Source organism: Vibrio sp. Vb1980 (genome assembly GCF_033338615.1).
GTDB classification, from domain to species: Bacteria; Pseudomonadota; Gammaproteobacteria; order Enterobacterales; family Vibrionaceae; genus Vibrio; species Vibrio alginolyticus.
The window spans coordinates 15076-33591 of sequence record NZ_JAWOSZ010000021.1; the positions used below are offsets into that span (position 1 = coordinate 15076).

The 18516-nt window shown below is 46.5% G+C and carries 14 protein-coding genes; 3 read left to right on the plus strand and 11 right to left on the minus strand.

Translation table 11 applies throughout. From position 1 onward, the window contains the following. Nucleotides 1-77 precede the first annotated feature (77 nt). Nucleotides 78-3509, plus strand: coding sequence for a PAS-domain containing protein (locus R7F64_RS21550; RefSeq protein ID WP_318072071.1), 3432 nt, complete (start codon nt 78-80; stop codon nt 3507-3509). Nucleotides 3510-3599: 90 nt separating this feature from the next. Here the strand turns inward: R7F64_RS21550 and R7F64_RS21555 are convergent, their stop codons facing one another. From R7F64_RS21555 to R7F64_RS21575, 5 genes are all read right to left on the minus strand, one after another. Further along, nucleotides 3600-4985 (minus strand): class II fumarate hydratase, encoded by a 1386-nt coding sequence (locus tag R7F64_RS21555; RefSeq protein WP_158156977.1) that lies wholly within the window; start codon nt 4983-4985, stop codon nt 3600-3602. An 18-nt stretch (nt 4986-5003) separates the two neighbouring features. Continuing rightward, entirely contained in the window at nt 5004-5381 is a 378-nt protein-coding gene (locus tag R7F64_RS21560; RefSeq protein ID WP_005382370.1) for a hypothetical protein, read from the minus strand. 199 nt (nt 5382-5580) lie between these two features. Beyond that, entirely contained in the window at nt 5581-6063 is a 483-nt protein-coding gene (locus R7F64_RS21565; protein WP_005382371.1) for a hypothetical protein, read from the minus strand. A 108-nt stretch (nt 6064-6171) separates the two neighbouring features. Continuing rightward, nucleotides 6172-7899, minus strand: coding sequence for a sodium:solute symporter family protein (locus R7F64_RS21570; RefSeq protein WP_005382372.1), 1728 nt, complete (start codon nt 7897-7899; stop codon nt 6172-6174). A 12-nt stretch (nt 7900-7911) separates the two neighbouring features. Continuing rightward, nucleotides 7912-8175 (minus strand): DUF4212 domain-containing protein, encoded by a 264-nt coding sequence (locus tag R7F64_RS21575; RefSeq protein ID WP_005382373.1) that lies wholly within the window; start codon nt 8173-8175, stop codon nt 7912-7914. A gap of 520 nt (nt 8176-8695) precedes the next feature. On the opposite strand from R7F64_RS21575, the gene R7F64_RS21580 reads away from it, so the two are divergent. Then, nucleotides 8696-10447 (plus strand): potassium/proton antiporter, encoded by a 1752-nt coding sequence (locus R7F64_RS21580; RefSeq protein ID WP_005382374.1) that lies wholly within the window; start codon nt 8696-8698, stop codon nt 10445-10447. Here R7F64_RS21580 and R7F64_RS21585 read toward each other — a convergent pair. From R7F64_RS21585 to aspA, 4 genes are all read right to left on the minus strand, one after another. Beyond that, nucleotides 10444-11073, minus strand: coding sequence for a response regulator (locus R7F64_RS21585; protein ID WP_005382375.1), 630 nt, complete (start codon nt 11071-11073; stop codon nt 10444-10446). The genes R7F64_RS21580 and R7F64_RS21585 overlap by 4 nt on opposite strands. A 194-nt stretch (nt 11074-11267) precedes the next feature. Beyond that, on the minus strand, nt 11268-13100 hold the full coding sequence (locus R7F64_RS21590) for a protein-disulfide reductase DsbD (protein ID WP_318072072.1): 1833 nt from the start codon (nt 13098-13100) through the stop codon (nt 11268-11270). 161 nt (nt 13101-13261) lie between these two features. Further along, the gene (locus R7F64_RS21595) at nt 13262-14569 is read right to left on the minus strand and encodes an anaerobic C4-dicarboxylate transporter (protein WP_005382378.1); all 1308 of its coding nucleotides are present in this window, start codon (nt 14567-14569) and stop codon (nt 13262-13264) included. A 176-nt stretch (nt 14570-14745) separates the two neighbouring features. Continuing rightward, a complete protein-coding gene (aspA, locus tag R7F64_RS21600) occupies nt 14746-16197 on the minus strand; it encodes an aspartate ammonia-lyase (RefSeq protein WP_005382379.1) in 1452 nt (483 codons plus the stop codon). A 431-nt stretch (nt 16198-16628) separates the two neighbouring features. Here aspA and R7F64_RS21605 point away from each other — a divergent pair, with 431 nt between their 5' ends. Beyond that, entirely contained in the window at nt 16629-17147 is a 519-nt protein-coding gene (locus R7F64_RS21605) for an FxsA family protein (RefSeq protein ID WP_005386383.1), read from the plus strand. A gap of 70 nt (nt 17148-17217) precedes the next feature. Here the strand turns inward: R7F64_RS21605 and trmL are convergent, their stop codons facing one another. Both trmL and R7F64_RS21615 read right to left on the minus strand, forming a co-directional pair. Next, complete coding sequence (gene trmL, locus R7F64_RS21610; RefSeq protein WP_005382381.1) at nt 17218-17697, minus strand: tRNA (uridine(34)/cytosine(34)/5-carboxymethylaminomethyluridine(34)-2'-O)-methyltransferase TrmL; 480 nt, start codon at nt 17695-17697, stop codon at nt 17218-17220. A gap of 136 nt (nt 17698-17833) precedes the next feature. Beyond that, on the minus strand, nt 17834-18442 hold the full coding sequence (locus R7F64_RS21615; RefSeq protein WP_005382382.1) for a superoxide dismutase: 609 nt from the start codon (nt 18440-18442) through the stop codon (nt 17834-17836). Between the last annotated feature and the right edge of the window lie 74 nt (nt 18443-18516).

Genomic DNA, 18516 nt, shown 5'->3' on the forward strand with positions numbered 1-18516 from the left:
TGAAACCTCTCCCTCATGGAGAGGTTTTTTTATTCTCTTGCTTTAAAAGTAGCAAGAAAGGCAAGAAAGGATATCGGATGCAAGGATGGCTGGTGGTTCCCGTTTCTTTAGCGTATTTGGGAGCTTTATTTATCATCGCGTGGTACGGCGACATTCAGAAAAGGTGGCTAGCGCGCTGGCGGCCTTGGATTTATAGCCTTTCCATTGCGGTGTACTGTACATCGTGGACCTTCTACGGCACGGTCGGGCAGGCCAGCAGTAATCCTTGGTCTTTCTTGCCTATCTATATTGCTCCCATTTTAGTGTTTACCATCGGATGGCGCGTTTTAGCTCGGCTTATTTTGATTGCTAAACGGGAACACATCACGTCGATTGCTGACTTTATCGGAGCACGCTACGGTAAATCCCAAGGTTTGGCCGTGGTTGTTACGCTCATAGCGGTTGCGGGAATTTTGCCGTACATCGCTTTACAGCTGCGTGGTATCACTATGGGGCTTGAAATCATTGCTCCGGAGCTGGCTACTGATTTTGGTTATCAAAACGATAGCGTGTCGTGGTTTGTTGTGGTCGCATTGGCGATTTTTACGATGCTATTCGGTACCCGCCACATTGATAACACGGAACACCATCGTGGGATGATGATGGCAATTGCCTTCGAATCCATTATCAAACTGCTGGCTTTTTTAGTGGTTGGTGTTTTCATTGTTTGGTTGGCGATGAACACCGAGAATTTGAGCTTAATTGATGTTGCCGCACAGACGTATCAGTCACCAAATATCCCGACTATATTGATTCATACTGTACTCACGATGCTGGCGATCGTTTGCCTTCCGCGACAATTCCATACGATGGTTGTGGAAAATGAACGTGCTCAAGATTTGCACGTGGCTCGTTGGTTGTTCCCCATTTATCTGATCTTAATGGGGATTTTTGTTTTACCTATTGCGTGGGTAGGGCAAGGTCTCTTGAGTGGCGCTTCGCCTGATACTTATGTCATCAGTGTGCCGATGTCGGTAGGGGCGAGTGAAATCGCCTTACTTGCGTTTCTAGGCGGTACTTCAGCGGCAAGTGGCATGGTTATCGTATCGACGATTGCCTTAGCGATCATGGTCTCGAATGACTTGGTTATGCCATTGCTATTGCGTCGCATGCGACTGACGCAGCGTAACCATCAGCATTTTTCTGAATTATTACTGCGGATCCGCCGTGGTTTGATATTAGTTTTGTTGATTGGCGCGTGGTGTTTCTATCAAGCGTTGGACACTATTCATTCACTGTCTGCTATCGGCTTTCTCTCGTTCGCGGCTATCACGCAATTCGCTCCTGCGCTGGTTGGCGGTATGTATTGGCGTCAAGGGAATAAGAAAGGTGTGTATGTTGGCCTCGCGGTGGGTTTTGCTACCTGGTTGATTACGTTAATGAGCCAAACAGACATGCTTGCCGGAGACGCCAGTAATAACTTCCTGATCTGGTTGATTACGCCACCAGAGGTATTGGCTAGTTTTGATATCGCGATTTCAGATTGGGGGATGATCCTCAGTGTGGTCGCTAATGCAGTGTGTTTTGTTGTGGTTTCTATGGCTACCCGACCAAGCCTAAGTGAGCGCTTACAATCGGCATCATTCGTTGGTACACCGCTGCCTGAAAGCGAAAATATGAGTCTGTACCAGAGCCGCGTTACGGTTGCAGAACTGGAAATGCTAGCGTCTAGATTTGTAGGACGAACGCGAGTTAAAGCGGCGTTTCAAGCCTACTGGAGCCAGCAACGAGAAGAGTTGATGCCGAATCAACAAGCGCCATCTTCTCTGATTCGGCATACGGAGCGTGTGCTAGCAGGGGTATTTGGAGCATCTTCTGCTAAGTTAGTACTTACTTCCGCTCTGCAAGGAAGAAACATGCAGCTTGAAGAGGTGGCGACTATCGTCGATGAAGCCTCTGAACTGTACGATTTTAGTCGGGGTTTACTCCAAGGCGCGATTGAGCATATTGGACAAGGTATTGCGGTCGTCGATAAGCAACTACGCTTGGTAGCGTGGAACCAACGCTATTTAGAACTCTTTGAATTTCCGCCAGGCCTGATTCAAGTAGGTCGACCGATTGCGGATGTGATTCGGCACAATGCAGAGCAGGGGTTGTGTGGCCCTGGTGACCCTGATGACCACGTTCGTCGCCGTGTTTATCACCTTGAGCAAGGGACTCGGCACACCTCTTCTCGGGTTCGTCCCGATGGTCGCGTGATAGAGGTGCAAGGTAACCCAATGCCAGGTGGTGGCTTTGTGATGAGCTTTACCGACATCACCGTATTCCGTGATGCAGAGCAAGCACTGAAAGACGCCAACGAGACATTGGAAGAAAGGGTACGTCTGCGGACTCGAGAATTAGAACAACTCAACAAGCAGCTGGTGGAAGCGACGCAGCGCTCTGATTTGGAATCGAAGTCCAAATCACGGTTCTTGGCGGCAGTAAGCCATGACTTGATGCAACCGCTCAACGCGGCGCGTCTATTCGCATCTTCACTATCGGAAGTCGCCAAAGACAGCGAAGCCAAAAAGCTGTCAGCACACATTGAAAGTGCTTTAGAGGCTGCCGAAGACTTAATTGGAGATTTGCTGGATATCTCGCGTTTGGAATCGGGCAAGTTGGAAGTCAACGTGCATGGCTTTGCGTTAAATGATGTGTTATCGAATTTGAATGCTGAGTTTAGTGCGTTAGCCAAACAGCAAGGTATAGAGTTCACCATGATTCCGTCCTCACTCATGGTTAAGTCGGATCCCAAACTGCTGCGCCGTGTGGTGCAAAACTTCCTGACCAATGCGTTTCGTTATAACCCGAATGGCAAAGTCGCACTTGGTGTTCGCCGCGTGAAAGGGCGAGTGCGTATTGATGTATGGGATAATGGAGTGGGGATTGAAGAAGAGAAGCAGCAAGAGATTTTTGAAGAGTTTAATCGCGGAACTCAAGTTCGTTCCGACCAAGGTCTCGGACTTGGTTTGGCGATTTCGAAAGGAATTGCTCAGGTACTTGGGCATGAAATTTCGATGCGCTCTTGGGTTGGAAAAGGCAGTGTTTTTTCCATCACCCTAGATAAAGCTGATCATGTTCAGCCTCATCCAGTTCACGTGGCGATGAATAAGCAATCTGAACTTGGTCATCTGAGAATCCTTTGTGTCGATAATGAGCCTGACATTCTAGTCGGCATGGAAAACTTACTTTCCCGATGGGGCTGCGATACACGAGTTGCGATTGATTTAGTTGAAAGTCTACAAGCGCTTGAGGATGGTTGGATTCCGGATGTAATTTTCTCCGATTACCGACTTGATGATGGTCGTACTGGTTTAGAAGTGCTACAGCAATGCCGCCTGAGATTAGGCCACAGCTTTGAAGGCGTCATCATCAGTGCAGATCGTACCGATGATATGCTTGATGGCATCAAAGCAAATGGGTTCAGCTTTATTGCTAAGCCAGTTAAGCCGCTTAAGCTGCGTTCGGTGCTCAATCGAGTCGCTTAGGATTGGAGTGTTTGAAAAATCGCTATAAAAGAGACCTCCGAATGGAGGTCTCGATGTTTGTAATCTTAGTTGATAGGCTGAGTTTGCCGCTTATTCTGCGACGCCGCCTTGAGTCAGTTTGGCTGGATTAAGTAATCGCTCTAGTGTGGCTCTATCCAAATCAGTTTCTTCTTCCGCGACATCAATAATCGCGCGTCCCTGTTTGTAGGCTTTTTTCGCGACTTCTGCCGCTTTTAGGTAACCAATGACCGGGTTGAGAGCCGTGACCAAAATTGGGTTTTTGGCGAGTGCTACATCCAAGTTATCTTGGCGAACTTCAAACGTCGCAATGGCTTTGTTAGCTAAAGCGGTTGCGCTGTTAGAGAGTAACTCGATGCTCTCCAATACGTTATGAGCAATAACTGGCAGCATGACGTTAAGCTGGAAGTTGCCCGCTTGGCCTGCGACGGTAATGGTAGTGTCATTACCAATGACTTGCGCTGATGCCATAGCTGCGGCTTCTGGGATCACAGGATTTACTTTGCCAGGCATGATGGAAGAACCCGGTTGCAAGCCTTGTAATTCAATCTCACCTAAACCAGCCAATGGGCCTGAATTCATCCAACGAAGATCGTTTGCGATTTTCATGATCGCAACTGCTGCTGTTTTGAGCTGTCCCGACAGAGCGACGATCGCATCTTGACTGCTTAAATTGAAAAAGAAGTTATCACTGGCCGTGAACTGAATACGAGTTGACTGGGTTAGGTTGCTAGCGAATAAGTCTGCAAAGCGTGGATCGGCATTGATCCCCGTTCCAACCGCCGTACCACCTTGGGCTAAGGCTTTTACAGCAGGAAGAGCTTGTTCAATCGCTTGTTTTGCATGCTCGATTTGGAACTGCCAACCGCCAAGTTCTTGAGCAAAGGTAATTGGCATCGCGTCCATTAAGTGGGTGCGACCGGTTTTTACAACATCTTTCAATGCTTGCTGTTTAGACTCTAGTGTTTGGCTGAGGTGTGACAGGGCCGGGAAGAGCTGTTTTTCGATGGCTAATGCTGCGCTAACTTGAATGGCCGTTGGTACCACATCGTTGCTGCTTTGCCCCATGTTGACGTGATCATTAGGGCTGACAGTGCCGCCTAGATGCTGGGAGGCCAGTGTTGCAATTACTTCATTCGCATTCATATTTGAGCTAGTGCCAGATCCCGTTTGGAACACGTCAATTGGGAATTGCTCAATATGATTGCCTTCGATAATTGCTTGAGCTGCGTCAGCAATCGCGTTGGCAATATCTCCCTCAAGCAGCCCTAGCTGTGCGTTGGTGAGTGCCGCAGTCTGCTTGATGTGTGCTAACGCTTTGATAAAACCAGATGGCATTTTATGTTGACTGAATGAGAAGTTATCGACGGCGCGTTGAGTCTGGGCTTGGTAGAGAGCATCTGCAGGGACCGTTACTTCGCCCATACTGTCAGTTTCTATGCGGAATTCGGTGCTCATGGTAGGGATCCTTTTTGGTTAATCGAGTGAGATTTGAATCAGGCGTAATTGTTGTTGTAGTGCGAGAAATTTCACGTCGCCTTGTTCAAACTGGTAGTAATAGCGTTTGAGGCAAAATAATGGCGTATGGATAGAATCGAGACAGACACGACGGAAGATACGACTGCGAGTTGAGTCTTGAATTGCGTCTAGTAAATGGAAATAAACCTGACGTAAAAACAGCTCACACAACAATAGATTTTCTTCATCGGCATCGTGTTCATAACAGGAAGACAACACCATTCCCCAATGAATATAGTCATGAATCACGTCTGGCTCAAAGCCATGTGGTGCGGCGAGAAGGAATCTATCTTGGGCTTTAAAAAATGCGTTAAAGATGTCCCGTTTGTTGTCCATAACCACCTCTCATTAAATGTAATGATAATTATTATCAATTAACTTGTGAGTTGGCAACCCTTTTTAGAGTAAGAGGTTGTTGAAGAAAGAATTACGGAAACAAAAGCCGACGCAAAGGCGTCGGCTGAGTAGGAATTCATTTATGCTGAGTGAAACTAAGTCACTGTCGTTTGAATACCGGTGAATTAGCTTGTCGCCGTTATTCAGTAAATAAGGTTTCGTACTTCACAAATGCGGTTTGTGTTTCACCATAATATAGTGTGCCGCCTGATTGAATGACGACTCTTAACCAGCTTTCTGCAGATGCAGGCTTTGGTAAGGTGATGTACCAGCTTTGGCCTGCTTGATCGGCGGGCTTCATATCAATCGGTTGAGCGTTTTTCTCTTTGTCACTCACAATAGAAACTTTAACCCCTTCAAGTGGGTAAGCGGCGTTGAGTGACAATTCTAAGTTATTTTTAGTGAGTTTTTCAGAGCGAAATTTCACTTTAAAATCGCCATTTTCCATATCACACAGACCACTGGTGTAACGACAATTAGACTTACTCGCGAGTTTGTAAGTTTCCCCTTCTTGCGCCGCGTGGGGTTTCTCGCTGAGGGCCATATCGGTACCGAAGTAAGCGATCAAAGAGAGAACTGGCGCAATCAGTAGAGCGAGAATAAAGTGCTTGTTTTTGAACATCTTGGCTTCCTTGCAACGACATACTGCGAATATGGTAACTGAAAAGTGAGAATAAAAAAGCCCCGGACGGCTGGTTCCAAACGGGGCTTTTGTGGTTTTGATTAGTTTTTAGTGATCCACTGCACTACCAGCACCTACTGGCACGCGAACGTGTTCGACTAGGTCTTTTACTTCTTGTGGCGTTTCTGCTGTTACTTTGGATACAGCGAATGCGACGATGAAGTTAAATAGTGCGCCAATAGCACCAAACGCGTTTGGCTCAATACCCAGGAACCAGTTTGTTCCCCAGCTTTCTAGATATTTCCAATCAGCAACGAAAAGGATGCCTTTGTGTTGGAATACGTAGAACAGCGTAATACTGATACCCGCAATCATACCGGCGATTGCGCCTTCTTTGTTGATGCTCTTGCTGAAGATGCCCATCATCAATGCAGGGAAGATGGATGAAGCGGCAAGACCAAAGGCGAGTGCTACCGTACCTGCGGCAAATCCAGGCGGATTTAAACCGAGATAGCCTGCGGCTGCTATCGCTACTGCCATTGATATTCGACTAGCAAGTAGCTCTTTTTTCTCGGATATGTTCGGATTGATAACCCCTTTGATTAAGTCATGGGAAATAGCTGAAGAAATGGCGAGTAGTAAACCTGCTGCGGTAGATAGTGCAGCTGCAAGACCACCTGCTGCCACAAGTGCAATCACCCAGTTTGGTAGTTTAGCGATCTCTGGGTTAGCCAATACCATGATGTCGTTATCAACGCGCAGTTCGTTGGTGGACGCATCTGAAGTGTATTGGATATTGCCATCGCCATTTTTATCGTCAAAACCGAGTAGTCCAGTTGTTTCCCAGTTTTTGAACCACGCAGGACGCTCGTCATACGCTAGGTGCTGACCCGGAGCTGGATTTACCGTATTCATTAGGTTGAGGCGAGCCATCGCTGATACCGCTGGTGCAGTAGTGTAAAGGATTGCGATGAAGATCAGAGCCCAGCCTGCTGATGTACGTGCGTCGCGAACCTTCGGCACGGTAAAGAAACGGATAATTACGTGTGGTAGACCGGCAGTACCAATCATCAGTGACATGGTGTAGACAAACATATTAAGTGTGTCGCCACGTACTTGGGTCGTGTATTCACTGAATCCGAGTTCGGTCACCACTTGGTCAAGCCGATCGAGTAGATAGACATCGGTACCAGCCATGGTACTCCCCAGACCAATTTGTGGGATTGGGTTACCAGTGAGTTGCAGAGAGATAAAGATTGCAGGGATAGTGTAAGCAAGAATGAGTACGCAATATTGAGCAATCTGCGTGTAAGTGATGCCTTTCATGCCGCCAAGAACCGCGTACATGAAAACGATACACATACCAATTAATAGGCCGGTGGAGTAATCCACTTCTAAGAAGCGACCAAACGCAACACCTACGCCTTTCATCTGACCGATAACATAAGTCACTGATGCGATGATAAGACAAACAACCGCTACGATACGTGCTGTGTTGGAGTAAAAGCGTTCACCAACAAACTCTGGCACCGTAAACTTACCAAATTTGCGTAGGTAAGGCGCTAGCAACAGCGCAAGCAGAACGTAGCCACCAGTCCAACCCATTAGAAATACTGAGCCGCCATAGCCCATGAAGGCAATTAAGCCTGCCATTGAGATAAACGACGCTGCGGACATCCAATCGGCTGCGGTTGCCATACCGTTTGCAATCGGGTTTACACCGCCACCAGCAACATAAAACTCTTTGGTTGATCCGGCGCGAGCCCAAATAGCAATCCCGATGTACAGGATGAACGTGGCGCCAACGACCAGGTAGGTAATAGTTTTCAAATCCATCTGAGTGACTCCTTATTCGTCCACGCCGAATTCACGGTCAATTTGGCGCATCTTCCATGCGTAATAGAAAATAATTCCTAGGAAGGCATAGATGGAGCCTTGTTGAGCAAACCAGAAACCGAGTTTGTAACCGCCTAGTTGAAATTGATTTAGTACGTCGACAAATAAAATGCCGCAGCCGAAAGACACGACGAACCAGATGACCATTAGGCCGATCATGAGCTTCACGTTTTTGTCCCAATAGGCTTTGGCTCTTTCTTCGCTTTCAAATGCCATTGCCGTCTCCTTACGATTGGTATTGTTGTTAATGAAATGTTTCAATATGTACATTAGCAAGGTGTTGGCAATAACTCTTTTCAACTTTAGTCGGGGTGTTAAAAATGAAGAATCCCCATATTATGGGCTCTTGCAGCGAACAAAGGGGCAAAATGTTATGTTAATGAAGTGTTAAGTTAGCCAAAGGTCTAAAGGTTGATTGGATAAACAAGTATGATTAAGACTGGCCATTAATCTTTTCTTCATTGAACTTGGAGATGCTGTGTAAGTATTGGTGGTGATCTTGTGGCTCTTAAAGAGAGAAGGCGTAGATAGTAAAGCTCACAAGTAATTTATTTACATAAAGTTTTCGCATCAAATCACCGTTTTAACGCACAATAAAGTAATATAACTGAGTCATTCTCGTACAACCTCGCATTTTGAGACGGTGTAAAGGGGAGGCAGATTAGGGCATTACCTCATTAACGAAGTAGCCTTGCTCATCACAATTATTATCGTTTTTCATTAAGGGAGGGTGAGAATGGACGCAGACACCATTAACAGTTTTTTTCTAATAGGTGCGTTGTTAATCGCACTTAGCGTTCTTTTAAGCCCAGTGTCTTCTAAGTTGGGGATCCCAATTCTTTTGGTATTTTTAGCCGTTGGAATGCTGGCGGGGGAAGACGGCTTAGGCGGCATTTTATTCGATAACTTTTCCATCGCTTATTTGGTTAGTAACCTCGCATTAGCCATCATTTTGCTTGATGGTGGGATGAGAACGCGGGTCGCCAGCTTTAGGGTTGCGTTATGGCCCTCGGTCTCTTTGGCGACATTTGGCGTTGCGATCACCACCATTTTGACCGGGCTGATGGCAACGTGGTTATTCGACTTAGATTTATTGCAAGGCATATTGGTTGGTGCGATTGTTGGTTCCACCGATGCTGCCGCGGTCTTCTCTCTACTCAAAGGTCGTAGCCTGAACGAACGTGTTGGTTCAACGCTGGAAATTGAATCCGGCACCAATGACCCAATGGCGGTGTTTCTGACCGTAACTCTGATTGCTATTTTAGCGAACCCTGGCGCAGATTTAAGTGCGGGCTTTTTGGCGTTCAGTTTTCTTAAGCAGTTTGGTATTGGCGCGTTACTTGGCTTCGCTGGTGGCTGGATCTTATGGAAAGTTATCAATCGCAATCAATTACCAGATGGGCTGTATTCTATTTTAACGGTCAGTGGTGGCTTGCTTATTTTCGCTTTATCTAACACTTTGGGTGGCAGTGGTATTTTGTCGATTTACCTTGTTGGTCTTTTATTAGGTAACCGTCCAACACGCAGCCGCCACTCTATTCTTCATGTTTTAGATGGTATGACGTGGCTAGCTCAAATTGGTATGTTCTTGGTGCTTGGTTTGTTGGTTACGCCATCCAATTTACTCTCTATTGCGTTGCCAGGTCTTGCGCTTGCTTTCGGGATGATTTTGTTTGCCCGACCAATCTCTGTTTGGATTGGTTTACTGCCATTCAAGAGTTTCACGCCACGTGAAAAGTGGTTTGTCTCTTGGGTAGGACTGCGTGGTGCTGTACCTATCATCCTCGCGGTATTTCCGATGATGGCAGGGTTGCCAGATGCTCAACTGTACTTCAATTTGGCATTCTTTGTAGTAATGGTGTCTTTGATAGTACAAGGGGGCACGTTGACTAAGGCGATGTCTCTTGCAAAGGTCGAGCTACCTTCTAAGCCTGAGCCAATTTCGCGTACGGGTGTAGAGATTTACCCGACCAGTGAGTGGGAGCTGTTTATCTATAGACTTAAAGCAGATAAATGGTGCATTGGTGAGCCATTACGTAGTCTTTCGATGCCGGAAGGAACGCGTATCGCCGCTGTATTTCGCAGTAAAGAGCTATTGCACCCATCCGGCAGTACGCGTCTTGAGGAAGATGATACCTTGTGTGTATTAGCACAAGAAAAGGATTTAGATGCACTGAGCTTACTGTTTAGTGAAGCCCCAGAGAAAGCGTCGCTAGCGCGATTCTTCGGTGACTTCTTCCTCGATATTGAAGTGAAGCTTGCCGATATTGCCGTGATGTATGGTTTGAATCTGGGGGATGAACCGCTGGATAAAAGTTTGAGAAACCTTGTCGAAGAGCAATTAGGTAGCACGCCAGTATTGGGAGACCATTTCGAGTGGCAAGGTTTGCATTGGATCGTCGCTGATGTTGTTGATCAGCAGGTCACTAAAGTCGGTATCCGATTGCCAAACGAAAAAAGTAAGTCTGACGATAAGACGTCAATCTAGTCGCTCATTTCCGTCAGCATAATCACGGCTTGCGTGCGGTTCTTTACACCGAGCTTACGGAAAATCGCTGTCATGTGCGCTTTTATGGTGGCTTCTGAAACATTCAATTCGTAAGCGATTTGCTTGTTCAGCAAGCCATCGGACAACATTCCCAACACTTTATATTGCTGCGGTGTTAGCGCAGCAATCTTTTCCGCTAAGTCATTACATGCCGCGTTATTGGTGATCAACCCTTCAGGGAAGTATGGGTCGCCATTCAGCACTTGATTGAGCGCGTTCACTAATTCGCGCATGTCGCTGGACTTGGGAATAAAACCAAATGCACCATGGCTTTTCACCTGCGTCACGATCGCCGGCTCTTCACTCGCTGAAACGACGACGATAGGTAAATCTGGATGCTCTGCTCGCAAATGAATCAAGCCAGACATACCATTTGCTCCTGGCATTTTGAGGTCCAATAGCACTAAATCTGGCTCTTCCTCTCGTTCTAACAAAGCCAGAAGTGCGTCGAGTGAGTCCGCTTCCAGCAAATTTGCACCACTAATAGCCATGTGGATAGATTGAAACAAGGCATTCCGGAAGAGTGGGTGATCATCTGCAATAATGATGGTGTAGGTCGAATCCATGACGTTAAACACTTTTGACTATTTCGTTAAATTTATTATTGTCCAGCTTTGAGAGAGTGGACAATATTTATTCGCTAAAAGTCTGAACCAAATCGACTTTTATTAGGAAAATTGCATATAAACGCAATGTTCTTATTCAAATCTGAGCAATAAAAAACGCCAGTGGACATCACTGGCGTTTGAATATCTGGTTATCAGAACTGCTTGATATGCTCTAAGAAAGGCTCGGCTTGCATAAAGCCCGTCAAACGAGCGTTTGAAACGTGTTCACCACTGGCATCCCAAAACTCAATTGTTGGTAAACCAAGCACACTCATGTGCTTCAGTAGTTCGATGTCTTGCACTTGGCTTTTGGTCACGTCCGCTTGCAGAAGAACGAAGTCTTGCAGTTTGGCTTCGACGCTTGGGTCATGGAAGGTGTACTTTTCAAACTCTTTACATGCTACACACCAATCGGCGTAGAAATCGAGCATGACGGGTTTACCTGCCGCTTTCGCAAGTGCCAGTTGTTCTTCAAGCTCCGCCACGTTAGCAATGCGAGTAAAGCTAACAGTGGCTTGCTGAGTTTGTGTTGTGCTGTTGCCAAACCAGTAATTTAAGATAGGTTGTGCTGAGGCTAGCAAACCTAAGACGGCGATTATGCCCACGGCACTTTGTTTCCAGCCACCAAACTCTAGACTGTTTTTGATGTGGTATAGCCAACCAAAAGCAGCAATACCCAGTGCTGACCACAGAATCGTTGACCACATTTCTGGCATGATACGTTCTAGTAAGAAGATAGGTGCGGCAAGCAGAATAAAGCCGAAGAGTGTTTTCACTCGGTCCATCCAACCACCTGCTTTTGGTAGCAGTTTGTTGCCGAAGACCGCAACAAGAATCAGCGGAATACCCATGCCCATCGCCAGCGCGTATAACGCGATACCACCGGTAAGCAAATCGCCGCTTTGTGCCACGTAAAGTAGCGCACCAGATAGAGGTGCCGTGGTACATGGTGAGCACACCAAGCCAGATATTGCCCCCATTGCAAACACGCCAGCACTGCTGCCGCCTTGCTGTTTGTTGCTGAGGTTGTTTAACCACGTTTGAACGCTGCTTGGTAGCTGCAATGAGTACAGACCAAACATAGACAAAGCGAGTGCGATGAACAGTACGCTCAAACCAATCAGCACATAAGGGTGTTGCATTGCCGCTTGGAACTGCATACCTGCAGATGCCACCACAAGGCCGAGTAGGGTGTAAGTCAGCGCCATGCCTTGCACGTAGACGAATGACAAGCCTAGCGCGCGGCGTTGGCTTAGTTTGCCACTGCCAAGCACTATGCTGGTCAGAATTGGGTACATCGGCAGCACACAAGGTGTAAACGCCAAGCCCACACCAAGCGCCAAGAACAGAAGTGGTGTCCACCAGTTATCAGCAAGGTTGGCTGCAAGGCTATCTTGCTGTGTTACTGGCGCTGATGGTGTGTCACCAGACGTAGATGATTGCGCCGCTGGTGGCGTTGCTGTTGGTGCCTGTTCTGCTTTTGATGCAGTTGTCGCCGTTGTTGAATCTGAGTTCGACGAAGTAAACGCGTTGATAGGAATCACGCGAGTTTCTGGCGGGTAACAGAAGCCTGCTTTCGCACAACCTTGGTATTGCACCACCACGCGCGCACCGTCTTGCCAATCATGCATTGGTACATTAACGAAGAGAGGTTGAGTATAGATATGCACGTCACCAAAGAATTCATCTTTATGCGGTGTGCCGTCTTCCATTTGCAGTTCGCCTAGCGATACTTTCTCACCAGCTACAGACAAGCGCTCTTGATATAGGTAGTACCCGTCACGTACCTGCCAATCGAGCATCAATTTGTCATCTTGCTGGTAGAAGTTAAATGGAAACGCCTGATCAACTGGAACAAAGCTGTCGCTGCTGCTACCAAAACTGTTGTTCTGGCTACTGTTAAACTGGTCTTTGCCAAATAAAGCTAAAGACGGAGTGGAAAAGGTAATGAGCCCTAAGAGTAAAACGGAAAGTAATGCGCGCATAAAAGAGTCAATTCATCTTAGATAATTGCCGTTAGTGTAACTCAATCAGACCCGGAGGCGAGTCAATAAGTTTCATGAAAATGAAGATTTATTGAGCATAAATCAAGACAACAGGCAATAAAAAAGGGAGCCGAAGCTCCCCGAGTAAGACTCTGTTTCTACTAGATCAGTAGACCACCGAATGCGAAGCCAAGTGCTACCGCAGAAGCGATGGTTACCACACCAGGTACAAAGAATGGGTGGTTGAATACGTACTTACCGATACGAGTTGAACCCGTGTCGTCCATCTCAACCGCGGCAAGTAGCGTTGGGTAAGTTGGCAGTACGAATAGCGCACTTACTGCTGCGAAAGATGCAACTGCGGTAAGTGGTGCCACACCGATAGCAAGTGCTGCTGGCATTAGCGCAACCGTGGTTGCACCTTGAGAGTAAAGCAGCATTGAAGCGAAGAATAGAACAAGTGCTAGCATCCATGGGTAGTCTGCTAGTAGCGCACCCGCAACTTCTTTGATGCCGTCAACGTGCGCGTTAACGAACGTAGAACCTAGCCATGCCACACCAAGAACACACACACACGCTGTCATACCAGAGCGGAATGTTGCTGCTGCTGGGATTTTGCCAGCATCGATTTTACAGCTCATTACGATAGCTGCCGCAGCTGCTAGCATTACCGTCATGATAGCTTCGTTACGGCCTAGAGCAGGGTTCTCGATAAGGCCAACAGAGCCAGAAATTGCTGCTGCGTAACACACGACAAATGCGATTGCGCCTAGGAAGATGAATGTCGCTTTCTTCGCTGTTGGTAGGATTTCGCGTTTTGCTTCTGTATTTAGCTTGATTAAGCCTTTTTCTAGACGCTCTTGGTATTCAGCATCGTCTTTTAGCTCACAGCCCATGAAGTTCGCCACGAACGCACCGATCATGCACGCGATGAACGTCGTTGGGATACAGATTGCTAGTAGTGTTAGGTAGTCAACGCCAAATGGGTGCAGCATTGCCGCGAACGCTACAACAGCCGCTGAGATTGGTGATGCGGTGATAGCGATTTGCGATGCTACGACCGCGATAGACAGTGGACGAGAAGGGCGCACGCCTTGGCCTTTCGCTACTTCTGCAATCACTGGCAAAGTAGAGAATGCCGTGTGGCCAGTACCCGCCATTAATGTCATTAGGTAAGTTACGATAGGCGCATAAAAGGTGATGCGCTCAGGATGCTTGCGCAAAAAGTTTTCAGCAACTTGCACCATCCAGTCTAAACCACCAGCTACTTGCATTGCTGCGATAGCGGTGATTACAGACATGATGATCAAAATTACGTCAACGGGAATGTAAGCTTGGCTTGTTGGTACGCCCAAGATCAAAGACAACGCAATGACCCCTGCACCACCGGCAAAACCAATGCCGATACCACCGATTCTTGCCCCCAAATAGATGAAGAGCAGAACCACGAAGAGTTCGACCATGACCATATTGATACCTCTTTAGTTTTTTATTTGATTCTGATTTTTTGAACACTCAGGAACAGGAGTAAATGCTCAGAGAATGAGAACCTAGTGGTTTAGCGGCAATAAAAGCATATAAAAAATGTGGTTAACCGTATGAGAGCCTAAAAAAGGGGCCTGAGTGGCCCCCTTCGGATTCGTTATTACTCGTAACGTTTTGCTTTGTAAGTAGGATGCATGAAGTTTTCTACTGACAAGATTTCATCAAGCTCCTCTGCTGTAAGCAGACCGCGCTCTAGCACGACTTCACGAACACTTTTACCAGTTTCCGCACAAATCTTACCTACGATGTCACCTTCGTGGTGGCCGATGTATGGGTTTAGGTAAGTGACGATACCGATAGAGTTGTAAACGTAGTTTTCGCAAACTTCTTTGTTCACAGTGATGCCGTCGATACATTTATCACGTAGGTTCACACACGCGTTGTGTAGTAGAGAGATAGACTCAAACACACTTTGTGCGATAACTGGTTCCATTACATTTAGCTGTAGCTGACCGCCTTCTGCTGCGAAAGAAACCGTGTTGTCGTTACCGAGAACTTTGAAGCAAACTTGGTTTACTACTTCTGGGATAACTGGGTTTACTTTAGCTGGCATGATTGAAGAGCCTGCTTGCATTTCAGGTAGGTTCAATTCATTTAGACCCGCACGAGGACCAGAAGAAAGTAGACGAAGGTCGTTACAGATCTTCGATAGTTTCACTGCTAGGCGTTTTAGCGCGCCGTGAGTCATTACGTATGCACCACAGTCAGACGTTGCTTCGATAAGGTCTTCTGCTGCAACAACGTCAAGGCCTGTTACTTCCGCTAGGTGTTTTACTGCAAGTGCTTGGTAGCCAGTTGGTGTATTTAGACCAGTACCGATTGCGGTTGCGCCTAGGTTGATTTCTAGGAGGAGTTTAGATGTGTAATCTAGAGCACGAATCTCTTCGTTTAGTGTTACCGCCCACGCATGGAACTCTTGACCTACTGTCATTGGTACTGCGTCTTGAAGCTGAGTACGGCCCATTTTCAGTACATCTTTAAACTCAACGGCTTTAAGTTCGAATGCGCCTTTTAGGTACTCAATTGCTTCCATTAGCTTATGTACGCTGTTGTATACCGCAATACGGAAACCTGTTGGGTACGCACAGTTGGTTGATTGGCTCTTGTTTACATGGTCATTTGGGTTAACAAATTCGTATTGGCCTTTCTCTTTACCCATCAACTCAAGCGCAACGTTTGCGATCACTTCGTTCGTGTTCATGTTAACTGAAGTGCCTGCACCGCCTTGGAATACGTCTGATGGGAACTGATCCATACACTTGCCAGTTTCTAGGATCAAATCACACGCTTCGATGATGTAGTTTGCAACGTCTTTTGGAATAGCGCCAAGTTCTTTGTTTGCTAACGCTGCTGCTTTTTTGGTCATTACCATGCCGCGTACAAATTCTGGTACGTCAGAGATGGTCATATTGGAGATGTTGAAGTTCTCGATCGCACGTAGCGTATGAATACCGTAGTACGCATCTGCAGGGACATGACGTTGACCTAATAGATCTTCTTCAATACGAGTGGCTGGGTTTGCTGTTTTTGGAGCATCAGATAGGGTAGCCATAGCAGGATCCTTAGATGATAATTCTGATAATAAAGTTATTTATTAGCCATTTCTGCAATCTAGAATCCATTCATCAGAATTTTTGGCTGGAAAATCCGTCCTGACTTATGTGGCACATGATACTGCACCTAGCGCATAAAAATAGTAGCTAGATCACCTTTTTCGTTTTTCATGAGTCAATAATTTGCAAAGTATGAACGGGTTATTAATAACCCTTTATGGGTACTCGATTTTCCTCGACAAACATGAGTTTTTAGAGTTCGAAATTAGCACTTTAAAAGCACGAAAAAATCGGTATGCAATTGAATGAAACGCGCTCCCGCTACTTTGTCTAAAAAAGAAGGAGACCAGTATGAACACGCTTTTTTACAACGATTCGTTTGAGCTTAGTCTGCTTTTACCATTACACTGAATTAAACAAAGGAGGGCGTGTGTTTCCTATCTTATTATTAGCGTTTATTTTTGTTCCGATCATTGAAATCGGCTTATTTATTCAGGTGGGCGGCTTTTTAGGTTTATGGCCGACCATTGCACTAGTCTTAATCACTGCATTTGTTGGTGCGTCGTTGGTTCGTAGCCAAGGTATACAAACACTGATGTCAGTACAGGGGCGTCTTGAACAAGGTGAAATTCCAGCCCAGCAAATTTTTGAAGGCGTAATGCTAGCGGTGGCTGGCGTGCTACTGTTAACCCCGGGCTTTATGACCGATGCCCTTGGTATGTTGGTGTTGCTTCCTGCGCCACGCGCCGCGATAGCTAAATACTTGATGAGCAAAATGGTGGTGAAAACCATGCATGGTGGTGGCTTCCAAGGTGGTTTCTCTAACCAGGGGCCATTTGAGCAAGACCCGTTCCGTCGTGACCCATTTGATTCCCAGTCAGATAATGGCAAGACCTTCGAAGGGGAATACGAGCGTAAAGACGATGATGATCGCAACAAGCTCAACTGATTGAGTTAGACAGTAAAGAAAACAAAAGGGCGCACCAAGCGCCCTTTTCTGTATTTGGAATTCGTGCTGCTTACAATGCGCCTTCAAAGCCCATTTGACGCCATGCTTCAAAAGCAATGATCGCAACGGCATTCGAAAGGTTTAGGCTGCGCGCATCTGGCATCATTGGAATGCGAATACGCTGCTCCATTGGCAAGCTATCGATGATTTCAGCAGGCAAGCCACGAGTTTCTGGACCAAACATCAAAACATCACCCGCTTGGTATTGTGCATCAACGTGGTGACCTGTGGTTTTGGTGGTGCAGGCAAACAATCGATAGTTACCTTGCTTCTCTTTCTCTAAATACTCTAAGAACGCTTGATAGTTTTTATGGCGTGTTACGCGAGCTAAATCATGGTAATCCAAACCAGCACGGCGGACTTTTTTCTCTTCAAGATCGAAACCCAGAGGTTCAATTAAGTGAAGGTTTGCACCGCAGTTGGCGCATAGTCGAATGATGTTGCCGGTGTTCGGCGCGATTTCTGGTTCGTATAAAGCGATATCAAACATGGTATTGAAATAGAGTTGGTCAAAGAGAGGGGCAGTATATACCCAAGTCACCGAGATATGCGAGATTCAGCAAGATTGACCTGGGTATGAAAGCAGGCATTAGCGCGGATGTTAATACCGTAAGTAGTGATGCTCTTTATAAGAGAGCGTGAGCATAGTTTTCTTCAACTGCTCGCCAGTTGACGACGTTCCACCACGCATCAATATATTCTGGGCGACGGTTTTGGTAGCTGATGTAATACGCGTGCTCCCACACGTCTAATGCGAGGATTGGTTCACCGCGCACATCCACTACGTCCATCAGAGGGTTGTCTTGATTACTGGTGGACGTAATGTGAATCTCACCATCTTTTACGATCAGCCATGCAAAGCCAGACCCAAAGGTATTGATGGCAGCTTGGGCAAACGCCTCTTTAAATTGCGCAAAGCTACCAAATTTATCGTTAATTGCTTGAGCAAGCGCGCCTTGAGGCTCTCCGCCACCGTTTGGTGACATGCAATTCCAATAAATGATGTGGTTGTAATAGCCGCCCCCATTATTACGTACTGCTGGACTGAGCTTAGAGATATTGTCAAAGATCTCGTCTAATGACTGAGTTTCGAGCTCGCTCCCTTCAACGGCATTTACAAACTTATCAAAGTACGTCTTGTGGTGTTTGCTGTAATGCACTTCCATGGTTTTCGCGTCGATGTACGGCTCTAGTGAATCGTACGGATAAGGCAGAGCGGGAAATGTATGTGACATAGTAAATCCTCCTTAATTGGAAAATTCACTTTAATGCTAACGATAATTATTATCAACTTTGATCTTTGTAAGGG

Coding starts and splice junctions, on each gene's coding strand:
- R7F64_RS21565 (WP_005382371.1), bottom strand. CDS start 6,063: ATGTTCAAAAACAAGCACTTTATTCTCGCTCTACTGATTGCGCCAGTT.
- R7F64_RS21595 (WP_005382378.1), bottom strand. CDS start 14,569: ATGGTCATGGTCGAACTCTTCGTGGTTCTGCTCTTCATCTATTTGGGG.
- R7F64_RS21560 (WP_005382370.1), bottom strand. CDS start 5,381: ATGGACAACAAACGGGACATCTTTAACGCATTTTTTAAAGCCCAAGAT.
- R7F64_RS21555 (WP_158156977.1), bottom strand. CDS start 4,985: ATGAGCACCGAATTCCGCATAGAAACTGACAGTATGGGCGAAGTAACG.
- aspA (WP_005382379.1), bottom strand. CDS start 16,197: ATGGCTACCCTATCTGATGCTCCAAAAACAGCAAACCCAGCCACTCGT.
- R7F64_RS21575 (WP_005382373.1), bottom strand. CDS start 8,175: ATGGCATTTGAAAGCGAAGAAAGAGCCAAAGCCTATTGGGACAAAAAC.
- R7F64_RS21615 (WP_005382382.1), bottom strand. CDS start 18,442: ATGTCACATACATTTCCCGCTCTGCCTTATCCGTACGATTCACTAGAG.
- R7F64_RS21585 (WP_005382375.1), bottom strand. CDS start 11,073: ATGGATTCGACCTACACCATCATTATTGCAGATGATCACCCACTCTTC.
- trmL (WP_005382381.1), bottom strand. CDS start 17,697: ATGTTTGATATCGCTTTATACGAACCAGAAATCGCGCCGAACACCGGC.
- R7F64_RS21570 (WP_005382372.1), bottom strand. CDS start 7,899: ATGGATTTGAAAACTATTACCTACCTGGTCGTTGGCGCCACGTTCATC.
- R7F64_RS21590 (WP_318072072.1), bottom strand. CDS start 13,100: ATGCGCGCATTACTTTCCGTTTTACTCTTAGGGCTCATTACCTTTTCC.
- R7F64_RS21580 (WP_005382374.1), top strand. CDS start 8,696: ATGGACGCAGACACCATTAACAGTTTTTTTCTAATAGGTGCGTTGTTA.
- R7F64_RS21550 (WP_318072071.1), top strand. CDS start 78: ATGCAAGGATGGCTGGTGGTTCCCGTTTCTTTAGCGTATTTGGGAGCT.